This is a genomic window from Kibdelosporangium phytohabitans (assembly GCF_001302585.1).
GTDB classification, from domain to species: Bacteria; Actinomycetota; Actinomycetes; order Mycobacteriales; family Pseudonocardiaceae; genus Kibdelosporangium; species Kibdelosporangium phytohabitans.
The window spans coordinates 2,101,008-2,122,470 of sequence record NZ_CP012752.1 but is presented as its reverse complement, the minus strand read 5'-3'; the positions used below and the strand labels follow the sequence as shown (position 1 = coordinate 2,122,470).

The window sequence follows — 21,463 nt, the reverse complement described above, 5'->3', positions numbered from 1 at the left end:
ACCTCGTTGTGGGCCGCCTACCTTGGGTTCTTGAGGGACTACCGCTGCTTCGGGTCGCCGCCGGTGATCTCGTCCGGCTGCGTCTTCTCGGCGAGCACCTCGGACGGGGCGGTCTTCGTGCCGACGCCGGTGTGCGCCTCGGCCCGGAACCGCTCGACCATGTGCGGGTAGTGCAGCTCGAACGCCGGACGCTCGGACCGGATCCGCGGCAGCTCCTTGAAGTTGTGCCGCGGTGGCGGGGACGAGGTGGCCCACTCGAGCGAGTTGCCGTAACCCCACGGGTCGTCCGCGTCGGCGATCTGGCCGTAGCGGTAGCTCTTGAACACGTTCCAGATGAACGGCAGCGTCGAGGCCCCGAGGACGTAGGCGCCGACCGTCGAGATCGTGTTCAGCGTGGTGAACCCGTCGGACGCCATGTAGTCGACGTACCGGCGCGGCATGCCCTCGTTACCGACCCAGTGCTGGACCAGGAAGGTGCCGTGGAAACCGATGAAGGTCGTCCAGAAGTGCAGCTTGCCCAGCGGTTCGTCCATGAACCTGCCGGTGATCTTCGGGAACCAGAAGTAGATGCCGGCGAAGGTCGCGAACACGATCGTGCCGTAGAGCACGTAGTGGAAGTGCGCCACCACGAAGTACGTGTCCGACACGTGGAAATCGATCGCGGGCGCGGCCAGCAGGATGCCCGTCAGGCCACCGAAGAGGAACGTGACGAGGAAACCGATCGAGAACATCATCGGCGTCTCGAACGTCAGCTGGCCCTTCCACATGGTCAGGATCCAGTTGAAGAACTTCACGCCGGTCGGCACCGCGATCAGGAACGTCATGAACGAGAAGAACGGCAGCAACACGGCGCCGGTCGCGTACATGTGGTGCGCCCAGACGGCCACCGACAGCGCGGCGATCGCCAGCGTCGCGTAGACCAGCGGCTTGTAACCGAACAGCGGCTTGCGGCTGAACACCGGGATGATCTCGGAGATGATCCCGAAGAACGGCAACGCGACGATGTAGACCTCTGGATGGCCGAAGAACCAGAACAGGTGTTGCCAGAGGATCACACCGCCCGATGCCGGATCGAAGACGTGTGCGCCGATATGGCGATCGGCGAGCAGACCCAGCAAGGCCGCGGTCAGGATCGGGAACGCGATCAGCACGAGGATCGCGGTGATCAGGATGTTCCAGGTGAAGATCGGCATCCGGAACATGGTCATACCCGGTCCGCGCAGGCAGATCACCGTGGTGATCATGTTGACCGCGCCGAGGATCGTGCCGAGACCCGAGACCACCAGGCCGGTGATCCACAGGTCGGCGCCGACGCCGGGCGAGTGGATCTTGTCCGACAGCGGGGTGTAGGCGAACCAGCCGAAGTCGGCGGCGCCACCCGGGGTCAGGAAGCCGGAGATCACGATGATCCCGCCGAACAGGTACAGCCAGTACGAGAACGCGTTCAGCCGGGGGAACGCCACGTCCGGCGAACCGATCTGCAGCGGCAGCACGAAGTTCGCGAAGCCGAACAGGATCGGCGTCGCGTACAGCAGCAGCATGATCGTGCCGTGCATGGTGAACAGCTGGTTGTACTGCTCCTGCGACAGGAACTGCTGTCCCGGGACTGCGAGCTCGGTCCGGATCAGCATCGCCATCGCGCCGCCCACCATGAAGAAGGCGAACGCGGTGACCAGGTACATGATCCCGATCTGCTTGTGGTCCGTCGTGCGGAACAACCGCAGGAGGTACGAACCCTTGACCGTCTTACCCGCCGGGAACGGTCGAGTCGCGATCGGCTTGGGAGCTACCGCCGTCACTTCCGTGCCTCCAGTGGTGGTTCTCGTTCGGGAGCGCGCCAAGACAGCTGTCCGGGCGACGTGGTGGATACTATCCCCCGCTACATATGTGGGCCGCGCGAGGGGAGCCAACCACATCCTTTGAGCCGTTTGCTCGTCGGATGTGTCACAGTCTCGACCAGTTCGCCCTATTGAGCTGGGACGACGGCGTACTGGCGAAGGCTGAGGTCGGTGTAGGTGACCGGGCCGCGCGGGCCGGGCACCTTGTCGATGTTGATCCCGGTCTCCGGCACGGCGAGCAACTTGAACCCGTCGAGCAGCCGGGTGGTGGCGTTCCAGAACACCCCGGTCCCGGTGTAGGCCGACATGAAGGCCTCCGCGGTGGCTGAGTTCTCCGTCACGATGCCCGCGGCGAGTCCCGAGGTCTTCTCGTTGGCCACCTGCGCGGCCTGGACGGCGTCGTCGACCGGGGAGATGGTCACGGTCGCCTCGTGGTCGGAATCCAGCGCCCACTCGTAGCCGATCGGGTGGTCGTGCGGCGGCAACGACGGCCGCACGCCCGCCTTGTCCAATGTCTCCACGACGCTTTGAAGCACATCTGCATAGACGGTCGCGTCGATCAGGAGCAGGTTGAGGCGGTTGCACACGCCGAGGCGGTCCAGGCTGCGGGCGATCAGATCGTGCGCTTTGGCCAGGTCCGCGTCGGCGTCCAGGTAGAGCACGCCGCCGCCGTCCGCGTGGGCCAGCGTCCGCACGCCGTGCTTGGCGGCCTCGAAGCCCAGCTCACGGGTGCTGTCGCCGCTGCCGCGCAGGATCACCAGCGGGACCAGGTCGGGAAAACGGACCAGCGCCGCGGCCGCTGCCCGGTCCGGGCTCGGCACGAGCTGGATCACGGCGGGGTCGATGCCCGCCTCGGCCAGCGCGGGCGCGATGACCGCACGGACCAGCGCCGTGGCCGAACCGAGCGCGGCCGAACCGGTGCGCAGGACGCCCGCGTTGCGGGATTTGACCAGCTGGGAGGCGACGTCCACGGTGACGTTCGGCCTGGCCTCGTAGTTGGCGCCGATCACGCCGACCGGCCTGCGCCGCTCGACCAGCTTCAACCCGTCCGGCAGGTCGCGGACGGGGGTTTCCCGTGGCGCGTGCGGGACGCCCGCGAGCAGGTCCAGCGCGTCGGCCATGGCCGTGAGCCGCGCCTCGGTGATGGTGAGCCGGTCCAACAGGCCCGCGCTCATCCCGCCTGCCTTCGCGGCCGCGATGTCCTCGGCGTTCGCGTCGAGCACGGCGGTCGCGCTGGCCCGCAGCCGCTGCGCCATCCCGGTCAGCGCGGCGTCGATGGCCTGCTCGGATGCCGCGGCGAGGGAGGGCGCTGCCTGTTTCGCCGCGCGTGCGCAGGCCTCGACAACCTGGTCAACCACCGTTCTCTCCTTTCCGGGGGAGTGACTAGTCTGCCGCACGGGGTGACGTCCACCTCACGCGAGGCGAAACACAAGTCCACTGGAGGCGTCGTGACGGAGTTCGTTGGCCTGCGGCGGACCGCTGAGATGGTCGCCTCGGGCAAGACGAGCTCGGTCGAACTGGTCGCCGAGGTGCTCGACCGGATCGAGAAGTCACAGCCCAGCATCAACGCGTTCCGGCGGTTGCGCCGTGAGGCCGCGTTCGCCGACGCCGTGGCCGCGGACAAGCGCCTGGCCGCCGGTGAACGAGCGCCTCTGCTCGGCGTGCCGATCGCGGTGAAGGACGACACGGACATCGAAGGTGAGCCGACGGCGTTCGGCTGCGCGGGCGAGTTCCCGCTCAAGACCGAGGACTGCGAGATGGTCCGCCGGTTGCGCCATGCCGGCGCGGTGATCGTCGGCAAGACGAACACGCCGGAGTTCGGCCAGTGGCCGTTCACCGAGGGGCACGCGTTCGGCGCCACCCGCAACCCGTGGGACATGCGCTTCTCTCCCGGCGGGTCGTCCGGTGGGTCGGCCGCCGCGGTGGCGGCAGGCCTGGTCCCGGCGGCGACGGGGTCGGACGGGCTGGGGTCGATCCGGATCCCGTCGGCGTGGACCGGGCTGGTCGGCGTGAAACCGACGAGGGGCCTGGTGTCGCGTGCCCCGATCGGGGAGTGGAACGGGCTCGCCACGCACGGCTCGATCGCCAGGACCGTCGAGGACGCGGCGCTGTTGCTCGACGTCATCGCGGACACCGGCAGCCGGATGCGCGATGGCGCGCTGGGTGTGCCAGGCCGGTTGCGGATCGCGCTGGCGCTGCGGGTTCCGTTCACGCTGGCGCCCGCCCGGCTGGATCCGGAGGTGCGGTCGGCCGTGGTCAGGCTCGGCCGTGTGCTGGCGCGGCTGGGGCACGAGGTCAAGCTGGCGAGCCCGAACTACGCGCTGGTCGGGCTCGGTGTCCTGCCCCGGTCGCTGGACGGGCTCAGGCAAGCGGCGTTCGAGGTGCCGGACCTGCGGCTGCTGGACAAGCGGACCCAGGCCAACCGCAGGCTGGGCAAGCTCGTGCGGCCGCTGGTCGGTTTGTCGCGCCTGCACGAGCGGTACGAGCGGCGGCGGATCGGGAAGATCTTCGACACGGCCGACGTGGTCCTGGCGCCGACGACGGCGACACCGCCGACCCCGGTCGGCCGTTACGACGGGCTGTCGAACTTCGCCACGAACAACGCCATGATCGCGGCGTGCCCCTACGCCTGGCCGTGGAACATCCTGGGGCTGCCGGGCGTGAACGTCCCCGCGGGCCTGACGAGCGAGGGCCTGCCGATCGGTGCCCAGTTGGTCGGCAGGGAGAACAGCGAGCCGTTGCTGTTGTCGTTGGCCGCGCGGCTGCAGGACGAGGAGCGCTGGCAGGACCGCGTTCCGCCAGGGATCGGCTGACCTGTCTGGCCGAAGTGGATGCGTGCGTTGCGGACTCGTCCTGGACGGTGTTCGCCAAGGCCGACGAACGGACTGAGTACCCGGGGGTGGACGCCGTTCGGCCGCCGCTGAAAGACGGTTCCTGGTCGTGGTGCTGCTGAGGTCGGGACGTCGTGGGTGGCCGCCGATGCGAACGGTGGACACCGTGCTCGGCCAGCACGTGGCCGAACGCGGGACGATCGCGGACTTGTTGCGGGACAAGGCTTTCGCCGCATCGGTCGAGCGGCGCGCCGACGTGGCCGAGTTGGTCGCCGCCCGCAACCTCGGCTGATACCAGCCGGGCGGTCCAGACATCCGACGTGCGACCACCCAGCCGGTCATCCGACGAAGAACCAGGTCACGCCGCCAGAACCGGCTCCAGCAGCCACATGCCACCGAGGAACACGGCGCCCAGCGAGATCAGCGCGAACATGGCCACCCAGAACAGCCCTGGCGTGCCGGTCAGCCGTGCCAGTTGGTCGGCGTCGGAGTCACGCGCCTGCCTGCGCCGCCGTTTCGCCTGCAGTTCCCACACCGGACGGACGCCGCCGAGCAGCAGGAACCACGCGACCAGGCACGCGAACGCGGCCTGTACCTGCGGGGAAGTCACGAGCGACACCGTGACCAGGACAGCGCCAGTGACCACGACGGACACCACGCCGAACACGTTGCGGATCATCACCAGCACCGCCAGCATCAGCACGGTCATCACCCACAGCAGCAGGGTGATCTTGCCCGCGACCATGAGCGCCGCCAGGCCGAGGCCGATCAGCGACGGCGCGGTGTAGCCGGCGAACGCGGTCAGCACCATCCCCGGCCCGGTCGGCTTGCCACGCGACACCGTGACACCGGACGTGTCGGAGTGCAGAGTGATCCCGCGCAATCTGCGGCCAACCAAAACGGCGGTCAGAGCGTGTCCAGCTTCGTGGACGATTGTTATCACGTTGCGGGCCAGCCGCCACGACTCGCCGGAGAGCACCAGCAACAGCGCCGCTCCGCCCGTCACCAGGACAACGGCCATCGGCGGGTCCGGCTGCGTGCCGAAGAGCTCATCCCAGAAATCCACCGCGACACATCACCACACGTCGTGTTGGTGGCCGGTGAAACCAGCAGGTCGTCGCAGGTGGCGCAGCTGGTGAGCCGGTGCGGGCAACGTCACGAAAGAGCACAAATCGGTCCCTCGCGCGCTCCTCGCACCGCAGAATGTCGTGCATCATGCACACGTTGACCGGCAAAGGGCCGAAGATGACGGCGGCGGCCGCGCGATCCAGGCCGTACCTGCACGCCGTCGGCGTTTTCCTGCTGGTCCGGCTATCCGGTCTGGTGATGCTCGCAATACTGGCGGGCAACCGCGACCGGGCGTTGTTCGACGTGTTGAAGTCGTGGGACGGTGACTGGTACCTGGCAATCGCCGAGAACGGTTACGACAACGTTCCGGCCAGGTTCGTCGACGCGGCCGGGCAACACACGCCGACCACTCCCCTGGCGTTCTTCCCGCTATATCCGATGCTCATTCGGGTGGTCGCGCCCATCACCGGTTCCGATACGGTCGCCGCGGCTTTGCTCGTCAGCCTCATCGCCGGGTGCGCGGCGGCCGCGGGCATCTTCCGGATCGCCCGGATCGTCGACCCCCGCCCGAAGACCGGGCTGTTGCTGGTCGCATTGTGGGCGGGCTCGCCAATGGCCATCACCCTGTCAATGGCCTACACCGAGGCGCTTTTCACCGCGTTGGCCGTTTGGGCTCTGGTCGCGGTGCTGGAACGGGAATGGATCCTCGCCGGGCTGTACACCGCGATCGCGGGCCTGGCCCGGCCGTCGGCGTCCGTCCTCGTCGGCACGGTGGCGCTGGCCGCGATGCTGACGGTGTTCCGCGAAGGGCGCAACTGGGCAGCCGCGGCGTGCGCGGTCATGTGCCCGATCGGGCTTTTCGCCTGGTGGGGGTACGTGGCCAACGAGACGGGCAGCTTGACCGGCTGGTTCGACATCCAGCGTGCGGGCTGGTTCAGCTACTTCGACGGCGGGGCGCAGACGCTGAAGTTCGTCGGTGAGGTCCTCGGCAGCGGCAACTCCCTGATGGAGACGGTCACCGTGCTGGCGGTGCTGGCCGCCGTCGTGCTGGCTGTGCTGATCATCCGTGACCGGATCCCGTGGCCGCTGTCGCTCTACGGCGGCGGGACGGTCCTCATGGTCGTGGTGTCCGCGGGGATCTCGTACTCGAAGGCACGGTTCCTGATCCCGGCGTTTCCGCTGCTCATCCCGGTCGCGCAGGGCCTGGCCAACCGGAAGAGCCACACGATGTACGCCGCGACCGCCGCGTTCGTGCTGTTCGGCGGCTGGTTCAGCGCGTACTCGCTGACCGGGTGGACGCTCGCGATCTGAGACGTGTCGTCCGGGCGGCGTTAACATCGCGGATATGACGCTCAGTACCGAGCTCACCGTCGGTGAGCTGGCCCGACGCGCCGGTGTGCCCGTTTCGACCTTGCACTTCTACGAGACCAAGGGCCTGATCTCCAGTCGCAGGACCGCGGGCAACCAGCGCCGGTTCAGGCGGGACACGCTGCGCCGGATCGCGTTCATCCGGATCGGCCAGCGAGTCGGCGTCCCGCTGAACACCATCGCCGAGGTGCTGGACGAACTGCCCGACGGTCGCGTGCCGACCCGAGCGGACTGGGAGCGCGTGTCGGAGATGTGGCGCGACGAGCTGGACGCGCGGATCGAGCAGATGCTGCAACTGCGCAACGACTTCACCGACTGCGTCGGCTGCGGGTGCCTGTCGCTGGACCGGTGCGCCCTGGCCAACAAGGACGACCACTTCGGTTCGCACGGGTCAGGCCCGCGCAGGCTGATCGAGGCGCGCACGAAACAGTCCGCGGACTCGCCTCCCCCGAGCGAGTCCGCGGACTGCGACTGTTCCGTCTCCTGTGTCACTCCCACCGGAACAGACGGGACGCGATGAACCCGACGAGCAACGTGAACCCGAGCAGCACGACGAGGTGCAGCGGCTTCGGGAACGCCCCGCTCCACGCCGCCTGCATGGCCTGGGAGCCCGCGCCCAGCGGCGAGAAGTCCGAGATGCGCCTGACCACGTCGGGCATCAGCGGGCCGGGGGTCCACACGCCCGCCAGGAACGCCAGCGGGAAGAACGTCACCGTGCCGATGCCGTTGGCGGCCTTGCCGGTCGGTGCGAGCGCGGCGATCAGCAGGCCGAGCGCGAACATCGCCGAGACACACAGCACGAACGCCAGCACGAAGCCGAAGACCTGACGTGGCAGCGGCACGTCGAACGCGAGTCCCGCCAGCAGCAGCACGACGGCGGTGACCGTCGACAGCATGATCATGTTGACCAGGCCCTGCGCCAGCATGAGCGTGACCGGCCGGACCGGCGTGACGGCCAGCCTGCGCAGCACCCCGCGTTCCCGGTAGGTGGCCAGCACGCTGGTCAACGCGTTGAGCGCCATCATCGCGATGATCATGGTGAGGATCGGCGGCAGGTAGAAGTCGATGAACCGGCCGCCACCGAAGTCCTCACTGGGGCTGCTGGTCGACGGCAGCAGGCCGAAGATCATCACCAGCAGGATCGGGATGAACCCGACGAAGAAGATCCCCGGGTCACGCAGCATCAGCCGGAACTCGCTGCCTGTGAGCTTGCCGAAACCGGTGAGCAAGTTTCCTCCCTTGACCGGTGTGCGCTGGCCGTTTTCCTGCGCCATGTCGATGACCTGCGTAGTCCCGCTCATGCTTCCTCCGTAACCAGCCGTCGCCCGGTCAGCGCGACGAACGCGTCTTCCAAGTTGGTCTGTTCGACCCGCAGGTCGAGCGGGACCACGTCGTGGGCGGCCAGGGTCGTGCTCACCGCGTGCAGCAGGTTGCCGTTGCCGCTCACCACGACCTGGCTCGCTGTGCGCACCACGTTCGTGACCTCGGGCAGGCCGGTCAGCACACCGGTGTTGAACTCGACCGACGGCCGGAACCGCAGCCGCAGCCCGCCGCCGTCCACCCGGGACACGAGGCCCGCGGGGCTGTCGATGGCGACCACGCGGCCCGCGTCGACCAAGGCCAGCCGGTCACACAGGCGCTCGGCTTCTTCCATGAAGTGGGTGACCAGCACGACCGTGACGCCGCGCTCGCGGACCTGCTCGATCAGCTGCCACGTGTCGCGGCGCGCCTGCGGGTCCAGGCCGGTGGTCAGCTCGTCGAGGAACGCGATCTCCGGGTTGCCCACGAGCGCCAGCGCGATGGCCAGCCGCTGTTGCTGGCCGCCGGACAGCTTCTTGAACTGGGTGTGGCGTTTGGCCGTGAGCCCCAGGTCGTCGAGCAGCTTGTCCCCGTCTGCCGGGTTCGCGTAGAACGAAGCGTAGAGGTCCATCGCCTCCGACACGCGCATCTTCTCCGGCAGTTCGCTTTTCTGCAGCTGGACGCCGACCCGCTTGCGGAGTTCCAATCCTTCGGCGTGCGGATCCAATCCGAGGACCGAAATGCGGCCGCTGTCGGGCTTGCGCAATCCCTCGACGCATTCGACCGTGGTTGTCTTCCCCGCGCCGTTCGGTCCGAGAATTCCGAAGATCTCACCGCGCTCGACGCTGAAAGAAACGTCATCGACCGCGACGTGGCCGGCATATTGCTTGCGTAGGTTCGCGACCTCGATGACCGCCATTCCCCGCTCCCCTCGAATGTCTTCCGTGTCGATGGGGAGAACGCTATTCGCGGACCGGGCCCGTGCGTATCCGTCTGGAACCAGACTTGGGGTGGGGCTAGCTATACCTCACACCTACGCCTTTGCGTAGTGCACGACCGGCCGCCGATCGGTCAGACTGGCCGAATGCTGCGCGAACATGCCATTGCCCTGGCGCGCGGGCTGGCGTTGTTCGGGTTGTCCCTGCTCGCGGGGGTGCAGAGCGCCGCCGCGCTCGTGGTGTCCTTCGTCGGCGTCATGTCCGGGTTCGAGCGGGAACGCCGGCTGCTCAACCAGGTCAGACGGCTGGTGGCGCGCTGGACGGGCCAGTCGGTCCCCGTCCCGTATCTGCCGGAACCCGGCCCTCCCGAGCCCGACCGTGACGGCTGGTACCGGGCGGGCAAGCAGGTCTACCGGCGGCCCGGCCCGGTCGCGCGGATGGACCGGATGCACTGGCTGCTGAAGGACCCGGCCTCGCACCGCGACCACCTGTGGGCCCTTTCCGCGCCGGTGACCAGCGTTCTCACCGTCGGATTGCCCGCCGTTCTGGTGGTGGCCGGATTTTTCGTCCACCCCCTGGTGGCGCTGCCCATGGCGGTGGCCGGCCTGGCGGTCGCGCCTTTCACGCTGCGGACCTACTGCCGTTGGACCGGCACGTTGCTGCGGCCGTCCGGGCGGACGAGTCGCAGCACCGTGTGGTCGTGGGTGATGGCGCGTGGGGACGCGCTGCTCAAGCTCGCGGCGACGGCCGGGCTGTCGATCGTCGGCATCCTGTTCATCGGGATCTCGGCCGCGGCGATCTCCGGAGTCCTCGGACCTCTGGCCGTCCAGCGCCAGTTCGGGCGGGCGTTCGTGTCCATGCGCCGTCGTCAGATCGGACGGTGGTCAGGCATTTCGATTGCACAGCCTTATCTGCCGATGCCGCCGCCTCCCGCGCCCCGCCCGGACGGCAAATACCTGTACGGGCGAATCCTGTACGACACGCCGCACGTCGCCGTCTACTCCGAGACCGTCAAGACCTTGATGAGCGACCGGGCGACCTGGCGCGATCTCGTGTGGCTGATCCTGGATCCGCTGGTCACGCTCGTGCTGGCGGTTGTGCCCGTGTTGCTGGTGGTCATCGGATTCTTCGGCTATTTCTGGACGTGGATCTGGGCCAGCCCGACCGGGCTGTTCACCGACTTCGACATCCGGGCGGGATGGGCCTACCTGGGCGATGTGATCCCCGCTTTGCGTGATGCCCCCGGATGGCTCACGCCGGTCAGCGGCCTCGTCGCCGGCCTGGTGGCGCTCCTGGTGAGCCACGCCTGCCTGGCGGCGCACGGCCGCTGGTCGAAGGCCCTGCTCGGCCCCACCAAGTCCGCCAAGCTGGCCCAGCACGTGGCCCACCTGCGGGAGACCCGGTCGGCGGCGATCGACACGCAGGCCGCTGAGCTGCGCCGGATCGAACGCGACCTGCACGACGGGGCGCAGGCCAGGTGGGTGGCCATGGGGTTGCACCTCGGTGCGGTGGAACGGCTGATCGACGACAACCCCGAAGCCGCCAAGAAGCTCGTGGCCAACGCCAGGAACGCGTCCGCCGAGGCGTTGGTCGAACTGCGCAGGCTGGTACGCGGCATCATGCCGCCGGTGCTGGCCGAACGCGGGCTCGGCGACGCCGTGCGGGCGCTGGCGCTGGACAACCCGTTGAAGGTGCACGTGGCCGTCGACCTGCCTGGCGCACTGGACGCGCCAGTCGAAGCGGCCGTGTACTTCGCGGTCAGTGAACTGCTGACCAACGCGGCCAAACACGGCCAGGCCGAGCGGGTCAGCGTCGACCTCAGGTACACCGACGGCACGCTCCGGGTGACGGTCGCCGACGACGGCCAGGGCGGCGCGGACCCGGACAGCGGCAGCGGGCTGCCGGGCATCCGGCGGCGACTCGCTACATTCGACGGCGTACTCACCCTGACCAGCCCTTCGGGCGGTCCGACCACCGTGACCCTGGAGGTCCCGTGCGCGTTGTCCTCGCCGAGGACCTCTACCTCCTCCGAGACGGACTGACCCTGCTGCTCGAGGCGAACGGGTTCGACGTGGTCGCGGCCGTGTCGACCGGGCCCGAGCTGGTCAAGGCGCTCGACGAGCTCCGCCCGGACGTGGCTGTCGTCGACGTCCGGTTGCCGCCGACCTTCACCGACGAGGGCCTGCAGGCGGCGCTCGCGGCGCGCCGCAAAGTGCCGGGTCTGCCCGTGCTGGTCCTGTCGCAGCACGTGGAGCAGTTGTACGCGCGGGAACTGCTGGCGGATGGCGCCGGGGCGATCGGCTATCTGCTCAAGGACCGGGTGCTCAATTCGGACCAATTCATCGACGCGGTCCGCCGGGTCGCCGGCGGCGGCACCGCGATGGACCCCGAGGTCATCTCGAAACTGCTGGCCAGCAACGCGCGCCACGAGCCGCTGGCCGAGCTCAGCCCGCGTGAGCGGGAGGTGCTCGAGCTGATGGCCGGCGGGAAGTCGAACGCCGCGATCGCCGCGCAGCTGTTCGTCAGCGAGGGCGCGGTGGGCAAGCACACCGCGAACATCTTCGCCAAGCTGCGGCTGGTGCCGTCCGACGACACCAACCGGCGGGTGCTCGCCGTGCTCGCGTACCTCAACAGCACCGAGGCGTAATCCCTGGTCAGAGCCGGTGGCGCAATTCCGCGGCCAGGACCGCGGCCTGGGTGCGCCTGCGCAGGCCGAGTTTGCCGAGCACGCTGGAGACGTAGTTCTTCACCGTCTTCTCCGCCAGGTTGAGCCGCTCGGCGATCTGCCGGTTGGTCAGGCCCTCGCCGATCAGCCGCAGTACCGACCGTTCGCGTCTGGTCAGCGTGTGCAGCGGGTCGTGGGTCTGCTCGGGCTGCGGGTCCTGCGACAGCCGCCCGCCCGCGCCGACGATCCTGATCGCGCTGGTCAGCTCGGCCCCGGCCACGTGTTTGGGCACGACACCCGCGGCACCGGCAGCCATGGCCTCGGTCATGGTCTCGGGGTCCACGAACGGTGTCAGCATCAGGCACCGCACCTCCGGGCAGCGCAGCTGCAGGTCACGGCAGAGCTGGACGCCGTCGCCGTCGGGCAGGCGGACGTCAAGGACGGCCACGTCCGGCAGGTGCTCGGGGACTTGGGCCAACGCCTCGACCACGGTGCCTGCCTGGCCGACCACTCGCATGTCGGTCTCGTCGGCGAGCAGGGAGACGAGACCACGCCGGACCAGTTCATGGTCGTCGACGATGAAGACGCTGGTTGTCATGGGGGTTGTCACATCGCCAGCCGTCGGGTCGACGGTGCGCCGCGCAGCTCGATCAAACGTGCTGCACGGCGCACCCGCGCCCGGCCGAGCGACGCGGCCCTGCCCCGCGTCGCTCGACCGCCGGTGCCGTCAGCACCGGGGGCTCTGTGCGGTACAACCCCGCGAGGTACTACGCCGTGACTCCGCAGTGACGGAATTCTGTCGATCAAAATAACCGCAAAAGAATTCAACCTCACCGGAACCGGACCGAGTCGCAACGTCTCCCACGCTACGTTTTTCGTTTGAGCCTGCCCCATCTGACCGAGGTTCACTCGAATGGCGGAAGTTAGTCAACACCGTACCGCCGTTACAGTGAAACGCCCGATATCAGGTTGAGATTCTCACCACATGGGACACGGGCCGAATGGCCCTCCCGGCCCCGTGGCACGCGGTAGATGCTTCTCAAAACGAGGGAAGAAATGTTCAAATAACAACTATTCAACATCGAGACGGCTCCTGCGCGCGTGCGTGGCGAGCCGATCGGGGGTGTGGTAATGCCGGTCCCGGACGCAAGTACGCGTACCGACGACTACTGGCAGGAGTGCATCAGGATCCGGCCGACTCTGGTCCGGATCGCCGCCCGGCGTTGCGCGGCACCGGTGGACCCCGATGACATTGTCAACGAAGCCCTGATCCGCGGGGCCGAGTTCAACGACCTCGACATGAGCAGGATCGAACAGTTCCTGGTCTCCACAGTCACCCGGCTGTGCGCGGATGAGATCAGGCGCCGCACGGTGGCCACCCGGATGGCCAACCACCCCCGGCTCGTCCCGCCCTCCGCCGAGGATCCGGCGGAATTCGCCTGTGACAAGGCGGAAGCGCGGTGGCTGGCGATCCGGATCCTGGCGCTGCCGCGCCGCGACCGCGCGCTGGTCGACATGCTGGCCGACGGGATGGGCCACAGCGAGATCGCGCGGGAACTCGGTACGACGACACAGGGCGCGCATTCGGCGCTCTACCGGCTGCGCAAGCGGATCGGGGCGCATCGACCGATCGGTTGATGGGCGTATCCGCCGGGAAGATGGCTGGTGAGGCGATCCGGCGACCCGCCTCCGCAACGCATGCTGCGTGGCATGTCAGTCATCGAGGTAGCCAACCTGCACAAGCGGTACCGCGACAAGATCGCGGTACGGGATGTGTCCTTCGCCGTGGCCGAGGGTGAGATCTTCGGCATCCTCGGTCCCAACGGCGCCGGCAAGACGACCACGGTCGAGTGCGTCGCGGGCCTGCGGGTCCCCGACAGCGGCACGATCCGCGTGCTCGGAATGGACCCGCGGCGCGACGCACGGAAATTGCACACCCTGATCGGCGTGCAATTGCAGGAAAGCCAGCTGCAGGAGCGCATGAAGGTTTGGGAAGCCCTGCACCTGTACGCGTCGTTCTACCCCACCCCGGCTGACTGGGAGCGCCTGCTCGGCGAATGGGGCATGGCCAAACAGCGTGACGTGGCGTACGGCAAGCTCTCCGGTGGGCAGAAACAGCGGCTGTTCATCATGCTCGCGCTGGTCGGGCGACCGCGTGTGGTGTTCCTCGACGAGCTGACCACCGGCCTGGACCCGCAGGCGCGCCGGGAGACGTGGGAGCTGGTCGAACGGCTGCGCCAGACCGGCGTGACCGTCGTGCTGGTCACCCATTTCATGGAGGAGGCCGAGCGCCTCTGCGACCGGTTGGCTGTGATCGACGACGGCGGCGTGGTGGCCATCGACACGCCAGGCGGGCTCGTGGCCCGCGCGGACGACCGCCAGCGGATCCGGTTCCGCGTCCCCGGGCCGTTCGACGAACGCATGCTCGCCGCGATTCCCGAGGTCAACGAGGTGGCTCAGCAGGGCAGCCACATCGTGGTGACCGGCCGCGGTGATCTGTTGTACGCCGTGACCGCGGTTCTCGCGCGCAACCACATCGTCGCCTCCGATCTACGGGTCGAGCAGGCCAATCTGGACGACGCCTTCGTGGCGCTCACCGGCAAACGCTTCTGACCCGGAACGGCCGATTTTGTTCGTCGTTTGCACTTCACGAAACGACGTGCTCTTAAGCAAAACTTCATTAGGAGAACCCATGCCCGCAACCGGCACGCTCACGTTCACCGAGCTCAAACTGTTCCTCAGGGACCCGGCATCGACCATCGTGACGATCGCGCTGCCGATCGCGATCGTGGCCGTGTTCGGGGTGATCGCCAAACCCGGTGGCGACCAGGACCCGATCATGACGTACTTCCCGACCATGGCGCTCGCGTTGGGCCTCGCCCAACTGGCGCTGAACCTGACGCCGACGACACTGGCCGGGTACCGGGAGAAAGGCATCCTGCGCCGGATGTCGACCACCCCGATGAACCCGGCCCGGCTGCTCACGGCACAACTGCTGATCAGCATCGGTCTGGCGGTGGTCGCGGCGGTGCTGGTCATCCTGGTCGGCCACCTGGGTTTCAAGTTCACGGTGCCGCAGAACCTCGGTGGGTTCGCCGCCGCTTTCGTGCTCGGCTGCACGGCGCTGTTCGCCGTCGGCCTGCTCGTCGCGGCGATCGCGCCGTCCGCACGGGTCGCGACCGGCGTCGGTGTCGGCCTGTTCTTCGCCAGCCTCGTGTTCGGTGGGGTGTTCATGCCCGCCGAGAGCCTCCCGCCGTTCCTCGTGCACGTCGGTGACTACACGCCGCTCGGCGCCGCCATGCAGTCGCTTCGCGCCAGCTGGGGTGGCACCATGCCTGAGACGCTGCACCTGGGCGTGCTCGGTGCGTACACAGTGGTCGCGGGGTTCGCGGCGGCCAGGCTTTTCCGGTGGGAATGAGGAATGCTGCAGATCACCGAAGTCGAGGCGGCCAAGGCGCGGTGGATCTACACCGGGATCGCCTACGCCGCGCTGCTGGCCGCCATCACGTGGTCAGTGGTCGACGACAAGGCCGCGACCCAGGTGCCGCTGACGCTGGCGTTGAGCGGGGTGATGGCTGTCTGGATCGGCCTCATCGCCCGGTGGTGGCCGATCTGGCCGCGCGACGCGGTCTGGGCGGTGGTCGCCTACACGGGCCTCGTGGCGATGAACACCGTGTTGATCGCCACCAGCGACGCGTTCGCGTCGTTCGTGTGGATCGGCTTCCCGTACGCGTTCGCGATCTTCCCGGCGCGGTGGGCGGTGTTCGCGGTGACGGCGAACGCGATCAGCACGTTCGCCGTGCAGACCGACTGGCTGCGCAGCAGTTCGCCGCTCGTCGTGATCCTGGCCGTGGCCGGTCCGGTGATCTTCGCGGGGTGGGTCGCCGGGCTGGAAAGCGAACGCCGCAAGCGCGCGATCAGCCAGCTCACCGAGACCAACCAGCGGCTGGCCACCGCGATGGAGGAGAACGCGGGCCTGCACGCCCAGCTGCTGGTGCAGGCTCGTGAGGCCGGCGTGCTCGACGAGCGCCAGCGGATGGCCCGCGAGATACACGACACGCTCGCCCAGGAACTCGCCGCGTTGATCCGGCAGCTGCACGCGGCCAACCGCGTGCGTGAGCACCCGGAGCAATGGCAGCACCACATGGACCAGGTGCGGATGCTCGCCGAGCGCGGCCTGTCCGAGGCGCGCCGGTCGGTGCAGGCGTTGCGGCCCGCGCCGCTGGAATCCTCCCGGCTGCCGGACGCGATCGCCGAGATGGCGCACGTGTGGAGCCAGGCCTCCGGCGTGCCGGTGCACGCCGAGACGACCGGCACGCCGGAGCCGATGATCACGGGTATCGAGGTGGCGCTGTTCCGGGTCGCGCAGGAGGCGTTGGCCAACGTCGCCAAGCACGCGAAAGCCACGCGGGCGGGAATCACACTGTCCTATCTGGAGGACGTGGTCCTGCTGGACATCCGCGACGACGGCGTCGGGTTCGAGCCGGGCACGGCCGGTCCGGCCGGCGACAGCGGGTACGGTCTTGGCACTATGCGTCAGCGATTGCTCGGGGTGGGTGGCACGCTGGAGATCGAGAGCAGGCCCGGTGAGGGAACCGCGATCGGCGCGAGCGTCCCCGCCATCCGGGCCGAGTCGCCAGGGGTGACGGTGTGATCCGGTTGCTGATCGTCGACGACCACCCGGTTGTCCGGGACGGGCTGCGTGCCACGTTCACCGGCGAGCCGGACATCGAGGTGATCGGCGAAGCGGGCGACGGGCGGCAGGCTGTCGAGATGGTGGCCCAGCACGGCGCCGACGTGGTCCTGATGGACCTGCGGATGCCTGAGCTGGACGGGGTGCGTGCCATCCGCAGGCTCCGGGAAACCGCGCCGGACACCCGCGTCCTCGTGCTCACCACGTTCGACACCGACAGCGACGTGCTGCCCGCGATCGAAGCGGGCGCCACGGGTTACCTGCTCAAAGACGCGTCCACCGAGGAGCTGCTCAAAGCGGTGCGCGCGGCCCACCGGGGCCAGTCGGTGTTGTCGCCGTCAGTGGCCAACCGGCTGATCGGCCAGGTGCGTAAGCCACAACGCGGCACGCTCAGCCCGCGGGAGCTGGACGTGCTGAAGCTGGTCGCGGAAGGCGCCACCAACCGGGAAGCCGCGTCGAAGTTGTTCATCAGCGAGGCCAGCATCAAGACCCACCTGCTGCACATCTACGCCAAGCTCGACGTGCGTGACCGGGCCGCCGCTGTCGGCGAGGCGTATCGGCGTGGCCTGTTCGACTGACCGCGATGGCTTGTGCAGCCACGCTTAATTGAGCGCAGCTTAAAAGCCCCCTCGTGGGCGAGCGGTCGGGTTGCTCGTGCACGAGGGGGCGGCACCGCGACGGCCGAGGGCCCGGCCGCCGCGGTGTGTTCGGCTAGCCGTGTCTCTAGCCGAACCCTCGGACCGCTCCGCCTGATGGGAAGCGGCTGTCTTCTGCGCCGGGCCGCGCAACGGGGTGCATCGACGGGAACGACGGGTGTTCCATGCCGGGGCGCGCGACCGGCTGCATCGACGGGAACGACGGGTGTTCCATCAACGGCATCGGCGGCCGTTGGACCGGGCGCATCGACGGGAACGACGGATGCTCCATCAACGGCTCGCTGCCCGGACGGGGCACCGGCTGCATGTTCGGGAACGACGGGTGCTGGTTGCCCTGCATCGGCGGCACGGGCGGAAGCGGTTTGCGGTCGCGTTCCGGCCGCCCGGTCCGGCGCTGCCGGGACGGCGGCGGCGCCGGGCGCATGGCCGCCGCCGGGGTGTCCGGCACCTCGATGTTCGGGACGGACATGTTCGACATCGACAGGTTCGGTGCCGTCAGGTTCGGAATCGCCGACGTCGGCGGCAGGAACGGCTCCGACCGCACCGGAGGCACCGGCTCGGTCAACGGGCCGGGATCGAGGCCGAACAACGGCATGTCCCGCGGGTCCGGCTTGGCGTGCCTGCCCGACGGCTGTTCCACCGGCCGCACGTCACGCATGGACGGCGGTGGCGCCGAGTGCCTGCCGGTCGGCGGCGCCACCCGGCCCGACGGCATCTGCCCGGAAGACATCGCGGCAGCTGGCATCTGCCCGGAGGACATCGGTGCGGCGGGCATTGGCGCGGGCCGTTCGGTGGCACGCGGCATCGCGGGCATCGGCCGCCGCGACGCGACCGGCGGCACCGCCGGCTGCCTGTGCGGAGGCGGTGGCACCGGTGGCATGTCGCGACCCGTCATCGGCGGCCTGCCGTTGCGCGGCTGCGCCGGCGGACGGGCAACCGGCTGCATCGCGGGCGCCGACATCTGTGCCGACAACTGCGCCGCGCCGGCCGCGGCCATCGCCGGGATCGGCGGCTGCGCGCCGGGGACCTGCGTCGGCATCTCGGCAAGCGTGTTCTGCCGGGCGGGCGGCATCGGCGGCCGGACCGACTGCGCCACGGTCACGTCCTGCGCGGCCACGGGTTCGGTAGCCGGTGCGGGCATCGGGGACTTGACCGGCTTCGGCGCGACCGGGCGGCGCGGCTTGGTCTCGGTGGGAACGGGCAGTTCCTCGCGCAGCTTCTCGGTCCACTTGATCATCGCGCGCGGCGCGTCCCAGCCGCACACGCCGACCAGCTTGCCGTTGCGCACGTACCCGGTGATGCCCGGCGTCCCGGCGGGGCCGTCGGCCAGGTGCACGGTGTCGGTGCCGAGCGACGGGATGCCCGAGATCTGCAGGCGCACACCGTACTGGCCGGACCACACTCGCGGGATCGGCATGAACGGTGCGGCTTTTTCCCTGCCCATCAACAAGTTCTCGGCCGCGTGCCGTCCCATCTCGACAGCGTTGATCCAGTGCTCGACGCGGCGGGGCGTGTCGTCGAACCGCAGGTTCGGCCACCGGCCGCAGTCACCCGCGACGACGACGTCCTGCGCGCCCGCGGCGAACAGCGTGGACTCGCACAGCACGCCGTCCTCGAGCACGAGACCGGAACCGCGCATCCACTCCACCGACGGGATCGACCCGACGGCCATGATCACCGCGCCGGCAACGAGAAGCTGGCCGTCGGTGGTGTGCATCGCCACGGAGTCGTCGGCACAGATCCAGTTGCGGATGTCGGTGCCCATCGCCATCCGCGCCCGGTGCTTGCGGTGCAGTTTCTCCACCGCGGCGGCCACGTCGTTGCCCAGGTTGCGCAGCGGGAAGCGGGAGCGGCCGACCATCGTCACGTCACGGCCCATCTTGCGGGCGCTCGCGGCGACGTCGCAGCCGATGTACCCCGTGCCGAGGACCACGATCGGCAAGTCGCTGCGGGCGATGACTTTCTTGACCGCCAGCGCTTCGTCCACTGTGCGCAGTGTGTGCACGCGCGGGCTGTGCCGCGGCACTCCTTTGAGGTGTCGCGGTTCGACGCCCGTCGCGATGATCAGGCCGTCGTACTTGATCTCCTCGCCACCGGGCAGGTGCACGACTTTCCGCTGTGTTTCAAGCCGTTCCGCCCGGGTACCCAGTCGCCAGCGGGCGCCGGTGTCGATGTGGCGCTGCAGGGTGAGGTCGGCGGGCCGGTCGCTTCCGGCGAGCAAGTCCTTTGACACCAACGGCCGGTGGTACGGCCAGCGTGCCTCGTCACCGATGATCACAAGCTCACCGTCGTAGTCGAGTTCGCGCAGGCGTTCCGCGGCTCTCAGGCCGGCCACCCCCGCGCCGACGATGACGATGCGTTCGAAGTCGGTCATCTAAACCCTGTCCACCTTGATGGCCTGCATGGGGCAGCAGCGCGCGGCTGCGGCCGCCTGCTCGACCTGATCCTCTTCCGGTCTCTTCGTGTAGAAAAGCCGCCCGTCGGGGCTCAGCTCAAACAGGTCCGGCGCCTCCATCTGGCAGATCGCGTACCGCTCGCAGCGGTCGTTGTCCACTTTGACCCGAAGCCGACGGCCTCTCATACCTGCTCCTCAACCAGACCGATCTGGACGAGCATCCGCGTGGGAACGAACCGCAGGATCGAAAGAGTCACTGTCGGGATGAGCAATGTCAGTCCGGCGAGCCACAGTACCGCGAGGTGTCCGTTGGCCATCGCGCCGAGTATCGAGTGCACCACCAGAAGAGCGAGTGCCGCGTACGCCATTCGGTGTACCCACTGCCAGCGGCGGTAGGAAGTCCAGCGGTACAGTCCGGCGGTGACGAAGATCGCGATCATCAGTTCCAGCCCGATGATGGCGATCGCGTAGCGGAAGAAAACGCCCTCTCCCAGCGGCAGGGTGATCTGGGCCAGCGTGAACTTGCCCTCGGCGAGGAACAGGAAGCCCATCGCGTGCACGATGCCGAACGTGATCGTCAGCGTGGCGAGGACCATATGCCCCGCGCGCAAGGTCTTGCGTTCGCCGAATCTTCGTGCCCAGCCGGTTTTCGTGAGGATCCCCCAGCAGATCGTCAAGCACATCAGCGCGTAGGCGGCGCGTGCGGACACCGCCGCGACTCCGCGCAGACCGTCGTCCGACGGGCCACCGACCGCGAGAACCACCACGTCAGTCACTGCGTCCGTCACCGTGCGAATTCCTTGTCTACGAACAACCTGGGCCGCTTGCCACCGCCGCCGTTGCCGCGACCGCGGCGGTCGCTGTCGTCGTCGTCCTCGTCGTCGTCACGGCCGGGCGCGGCCAGCTGCTTGCGACGGCGGTTGCGGCTGGAAGCCAGCCACAGCAGGAACACCGTCAGCGCGACCATCAACGGCACCAACGTGACCGCGACGACCATGTCGGTGCCCTCGGAATCCGATGACAACGTCAGCGGGGTCGCGTCCGCCAGGTTGGCGTAGTCGACGTTGTTCGTGCTCTCGAGGATCGTCATGTGCTTCATGACGACCGTGTTCGCCGTCGTGGCGAACTTGCGGATCTCCGTGTCGGTCGTGGCTGCCCGGACCTTGGCGATCAGCGGGAAGATCATCCCGTGCGCGGAGCGCAACCGCATCGCCCATACGGAGTCAAACTGGGCCCCGGTCGACGTGGCCATCTCCGTGAGCCAGCTCTTCTGCGCGTCGTTGGGCTCGTTGGGCAAGGGGCACGCGTACGGCGCCGCGACCTGGCCCACTGCCTGGTCGAGCATCGCGTGGTCGGTCTTGAGGGTGCGGCCGACCTCCTGCACCTTCGGGTCCTCCGAGCGGGACTGGGCCATCTCGCCCGCGGGCATCTCCCACAGGCCCGCCAGCTTCACCTTGACGAGCAGTTCGCAGTCGATCTCGGTCAGCGGCTGTGATCCCGGCTGTGCGAGCGCAACGGATTGGCCTGCCAGTAACAGCGTGGGCACCAGGAGCACCAACGACGCGAGGAATCGTTTCACGGCGTCCTTCCTTGTCTCTCCGGGGTGTCCGCGACGGACTCCACGACTAAAGCGACGTTGCTGGAAAAGGCCGTGCAGGATCCACTATGGACAGTATCGACCGCCACAGCTGACCCTCTGGTGCGCCCTGCCG

The 21,463-nt window shown here is 68.6% G+C and carries 21 protein-coding genes; 11 read left to right on the top strand and 10 right to left on the bottom strand.

The annotated features are described in order from the left end of the window. Positions 1 to 38 precede the first annotated feature (38 nt). Positions 39 to 1,799 carry an aa3-type cytochrome oxidase subunit I gene (gene ctaD, locus AOZ06_RS09695; protein ID WP_054289128.1) on the bottom strand — a complete coding sequence of 587 codons (1,761 nt, stop codon included), beginning with the start codon at positions 1,797 to 1,799 and terminating at the stop codon, positions 39 to 41. Positions 1,800 to 1,966: 167 nt separating this feature from the next. After that, positions 1,967 to 3,196: an aldehyde dehydrogenase family protein gene (locus AOZ06_RS09690; RefSeq protein WP_054289127.1), complete on the bottom strand. Its 1,230-nt coding sequence runs from the start codon at positions 3,194 to 3,196 to the stop codon at positions 1,967 to 1,969. A 90-nt stretch (positions 3,197 to 3,286) separates the two neighbouring features. Here AOZ06_RS09690 and AOZ06_RS09685 point away from each other — a divergent pair, with 90 nt between their 5' ends. Both AOZ06_RS09685 and AOZ06_RS56085 read left to right on the top strand, forming a co-directional pair. Further along, positions 3,287 to 4,651 (top strand): amidase, encoded by a 1,365-nt coding sequence (locus AOZ06_RS09685; protein ID WP_257721462.1) that lies wholly within the window; start codon positions 3,287 to 3,289, stop codon positions 4,649 to 4,651. A 166-nt stretch (positions 4,652 to 4,817) separates the two neighbouring features. After that, positions 4,818 to 4,961 carry a hypothetical protein gene (locus AOZ06_RS56085; RefSeq protein WP_157232941.1) on the top strand — a complete coding sequence of 48 codons (144 nt, stop codon included), beginning with the start codon at positions 4,818 to 4,820 and terminating at the stop codon, positions 4,959 to 4,961. Positions 4,962 to 5,027: 66 nt separating this feature from the next. Here the strand turns inward: AOZ06_RS56085 and AOZ06_RS09680 are convergent, their stop codons facing one another. After that, complete coding sequence (locus AOZ06_RS09680) at positions 5,028 to 5,690, bottom strand: M50 family metallopeptidase (RefSeq protein ID WP_083472594.1); 663 nt, start codon at positions 5,688 to 5,690, stop codon at positions 5,028 to 5,030. A gap of 194 nt (positions 5,691 to 5,884) precedes the next feature. On the opposite strand from AOZ06_RS09680, the gene AOZ06_RS09675 reads away from it, so the two are divergent. Then, a complete protein-coding gene (locus AOZ06_RS09675; RefSeq protein ID WP_169798891.1) occupies positions 5,885 to 7,048 on the top strand; it encodes a mannosyltransferase family protein in 1,164 nt (387 codons plus the stop codon). Between the two features lie 34 nt (positions 7,049 to 7,082). Then, complete coding sequence (soxR, locus tag AOZ06_RS09670; protein WP_063809998.1) at positions 7,083 to 7,625, top strand: redox-sensitive transcriptional activator SoxR; 543 nt, start codon at positions 7,083 to 7,085, stop codon at positions 7,623 to 7,625. On the opposite strand, the gene AOZ06_RS09665 is transcribed toward soxR, so the two are convergent. Then, positions 7,594 to 8,406, bottom strand: coding sequence for an ABC transporter permease (locus AOZ06_RS09665; protein ID WP_225953184.1), 813 nt, complete (start codon positions 8,404 to 8,406; stop codon positions 7,594 to 7,596). The two genes, soxR and AOZ06_RS09665, sit on opposite strands and share 32 nt — an antisense overlap. Continuing rightward, a complete protein-coding gene (locus AOZ06_RS09660) occupies positions 8,403 to 9,323 on the bottom strand; it encodes an ABC transporter ATP-binding protein (protein WP_054289124.1) in 921 nt (306 codons plus the stop codon). The genes AOZ06_RS09665 and AOZ06_RS09660 overlap by 4 nt, the downstream gene beginning before the upstream one ends. 165 nt (positions 9,324 to 9,488) lie before the next feature. Between AOZ06_RS09660 and AOZ06_RS09655 the strand changes: the two genes are divergently transcribed. Further along, complete coding sequence (locus AOZ06_RS09655) at positions 9,489 to 11,384, top strand: sensor histidine kinase (protein WP_054289123.1); 1,896 nt, start codon at positions 9,489 to 9,491, stop codon at positions 11,382 to 11,384. Beyond that, positions 11,336 to 11,989 carry a LuxR C-terminal-related transcriptional regulator gene (locus AOZ06_RS09650; RefSeq protein ID WP_054289122.1) on the top strand — a complete coding sequence of 218 codons (654 nt, stop codon included), beginning with the start codon at positions 11,336 to 11,338 and terminating at the stop codon, positions 11,987 to 11,989. The genes AOZ06_RS09655 and AOZ06_RS09650 overlap by 49 nt, the downstream gene beginning before the upstream one ends. A gap of 7 nt (positions 11,990 to 11,996) precedes the next feature. Here AOZ06_RS09650 and AOZ06_RS09645 read toward each other — a convergent pair whose 3' ends face one another. Continuing rightward, complete coding sequence (locus tag AOZ06_RS09645; RefSeq protein WP_054289121.1) at positions 11,997 to 12,605, bottom strand: response regulator transcription factor; 609 nt, start codon at positions 12,603 to 12,605, stop codon at positions 11,997 to 11,999. A gap of 533 nt (positions 12,606 to 13,138) precedes the next feature. Here AOZ06_RS09645 and AOZ06_RS09640 point away from each other — a divergent pair. The 5 genes from AOZ06_RS09640 to AOZ06_RS09620 all read left to right on the top strand — a co-directional run bounded on the left by AOZ06_RS09640 (position 13,139) and on the right by AOZ06_RS09620 (position 17,278). Then, positions 13,139 to 13,645 carry an RNA polymerase sigma factor gene (locus AOZ06_RS09640; RefSeq protein ID WP_157232940.1) on the top strand — a complete coding sequence of 169 codons (507 nt, stop codon included), beginning with the start codon at positions 13,139 to 13,141 and terminating at the stop codon, positions 13,643 to 13,645. A 72-nt stretch (positions 13,646 to 13,717) separates the two neighbouring features. Further along, positions 13,718 to 14,620: an ABC transporter ATP-binding protein gene (locus AOZ06_RS09635; protein WP_054296531.1), complete on the top strand. Its 903-nt coding sequence runs from the start codon at positions 13,718 to 13,720 to the stop codon at positions 14,618 to 14,620. Positions 14,621 to 14,699: 79 nt separating this feature from the next. Further along, positions 14,700 to 15,425 carry an ABC transporter permease gene (locus AOZ06_RS09630; protein WP_054289119.1) on the top strand — a complete coding sequence of 242 codons (726 nt, stop codon included), beginning with the start codon at positions 14,700 to 14,702 and terminating at the stop codon, positions 15,423 to 15,425. A gap of 3 nt (positions 15,426 to 15,428) precedes the next feature. Further along, positions 15,429 to 16,661: a sensor histidine kinase gene (locus tag AOZ06_RS09625; RefSeq protein WP_054289118.1), complete on the top strand. Its 1,233-nt coding sequence runs from the start codon at positions 15,429 to 15,431 to the stop codon at positions 16,659 to 16,661. Next, on the top strand, positions 16,658 to 17,278 hold the full coding sequence (locus tag AOZ06_RS09620; RefSeq protein ID WP_054289117.1) for a response regulator: 621 nt from the start codon (positions 16,658 to 16,660) through the stop codon (positions 17,276 to 17,278). Before AOZ06_RS09625 ends, AOZ06_RS09620 begins: the two co-directional genes overlap by 4 nt. A gap of 145 nt (positions 17,279 to 17,423) precedes the next feature. Here AOZ06_RS09620 and AOZ06_RS53015 read toward each other — a convergent pair whose 3' ends face one another. From AOZ06_RS53015 to AOZ06_RS09600, 4 genes are read right to left on the bottom strand one after another with little or no spacing between them, the layout of a single operon-like run. Next, a complete protein-coding gene (locus tag AOZ06_RS53015; RefSeq protein WP_063809997.1) occupies positions 17,424 to 19,730 on the bottom strand; it encodes an NAD(P)/FAD-dependent oxidoreductase in 2,307 nt (768 codons plus the stop codon). Continuing rightward, positions 19,731 to 19,937, bottom strand: a complete 207-nt coding sequence (locus AOZ06_RS09610) for a ferredoxin (RefSeq protein ID WP_042182990.1) — start codon at positions 19,935 to 19,937, stop codon at positions 19,731 to 19,733. Further along, a complete protein-coding gene (locus tag AOZ06_RS09605) occupies positions 19,934 to 20,539 on the bottom strand; it encodes a ferric reductase-like transmembrane domain-containing protein (protein WP_054289116.1) in 606 nt (201 codons plus the stop codon). Before AOZ06_RS09605 ends, AOZ06_RS09610 begins: the two co-directional genes overlap by 4 nt. Further along, on the bottom strand, positions 20,536 to 21,330 hold the full coding sequence (locus AOZ06_RS09600) for a DUF4142 domain-containing protein (RefSeq protein ID WP_054289115.1): 795 nt from the start codon (positions 21,328 to 21,330) through the stop codon (positions 20,536 to 20,538). Before AOZ06_RS09600 ends, AOZ06_RS09605 begins: the two co-directional genes overlap by 4 nt. Between the last annotated feature and the right edge of the window lie 133 nt (positions 21,331 to 21,463).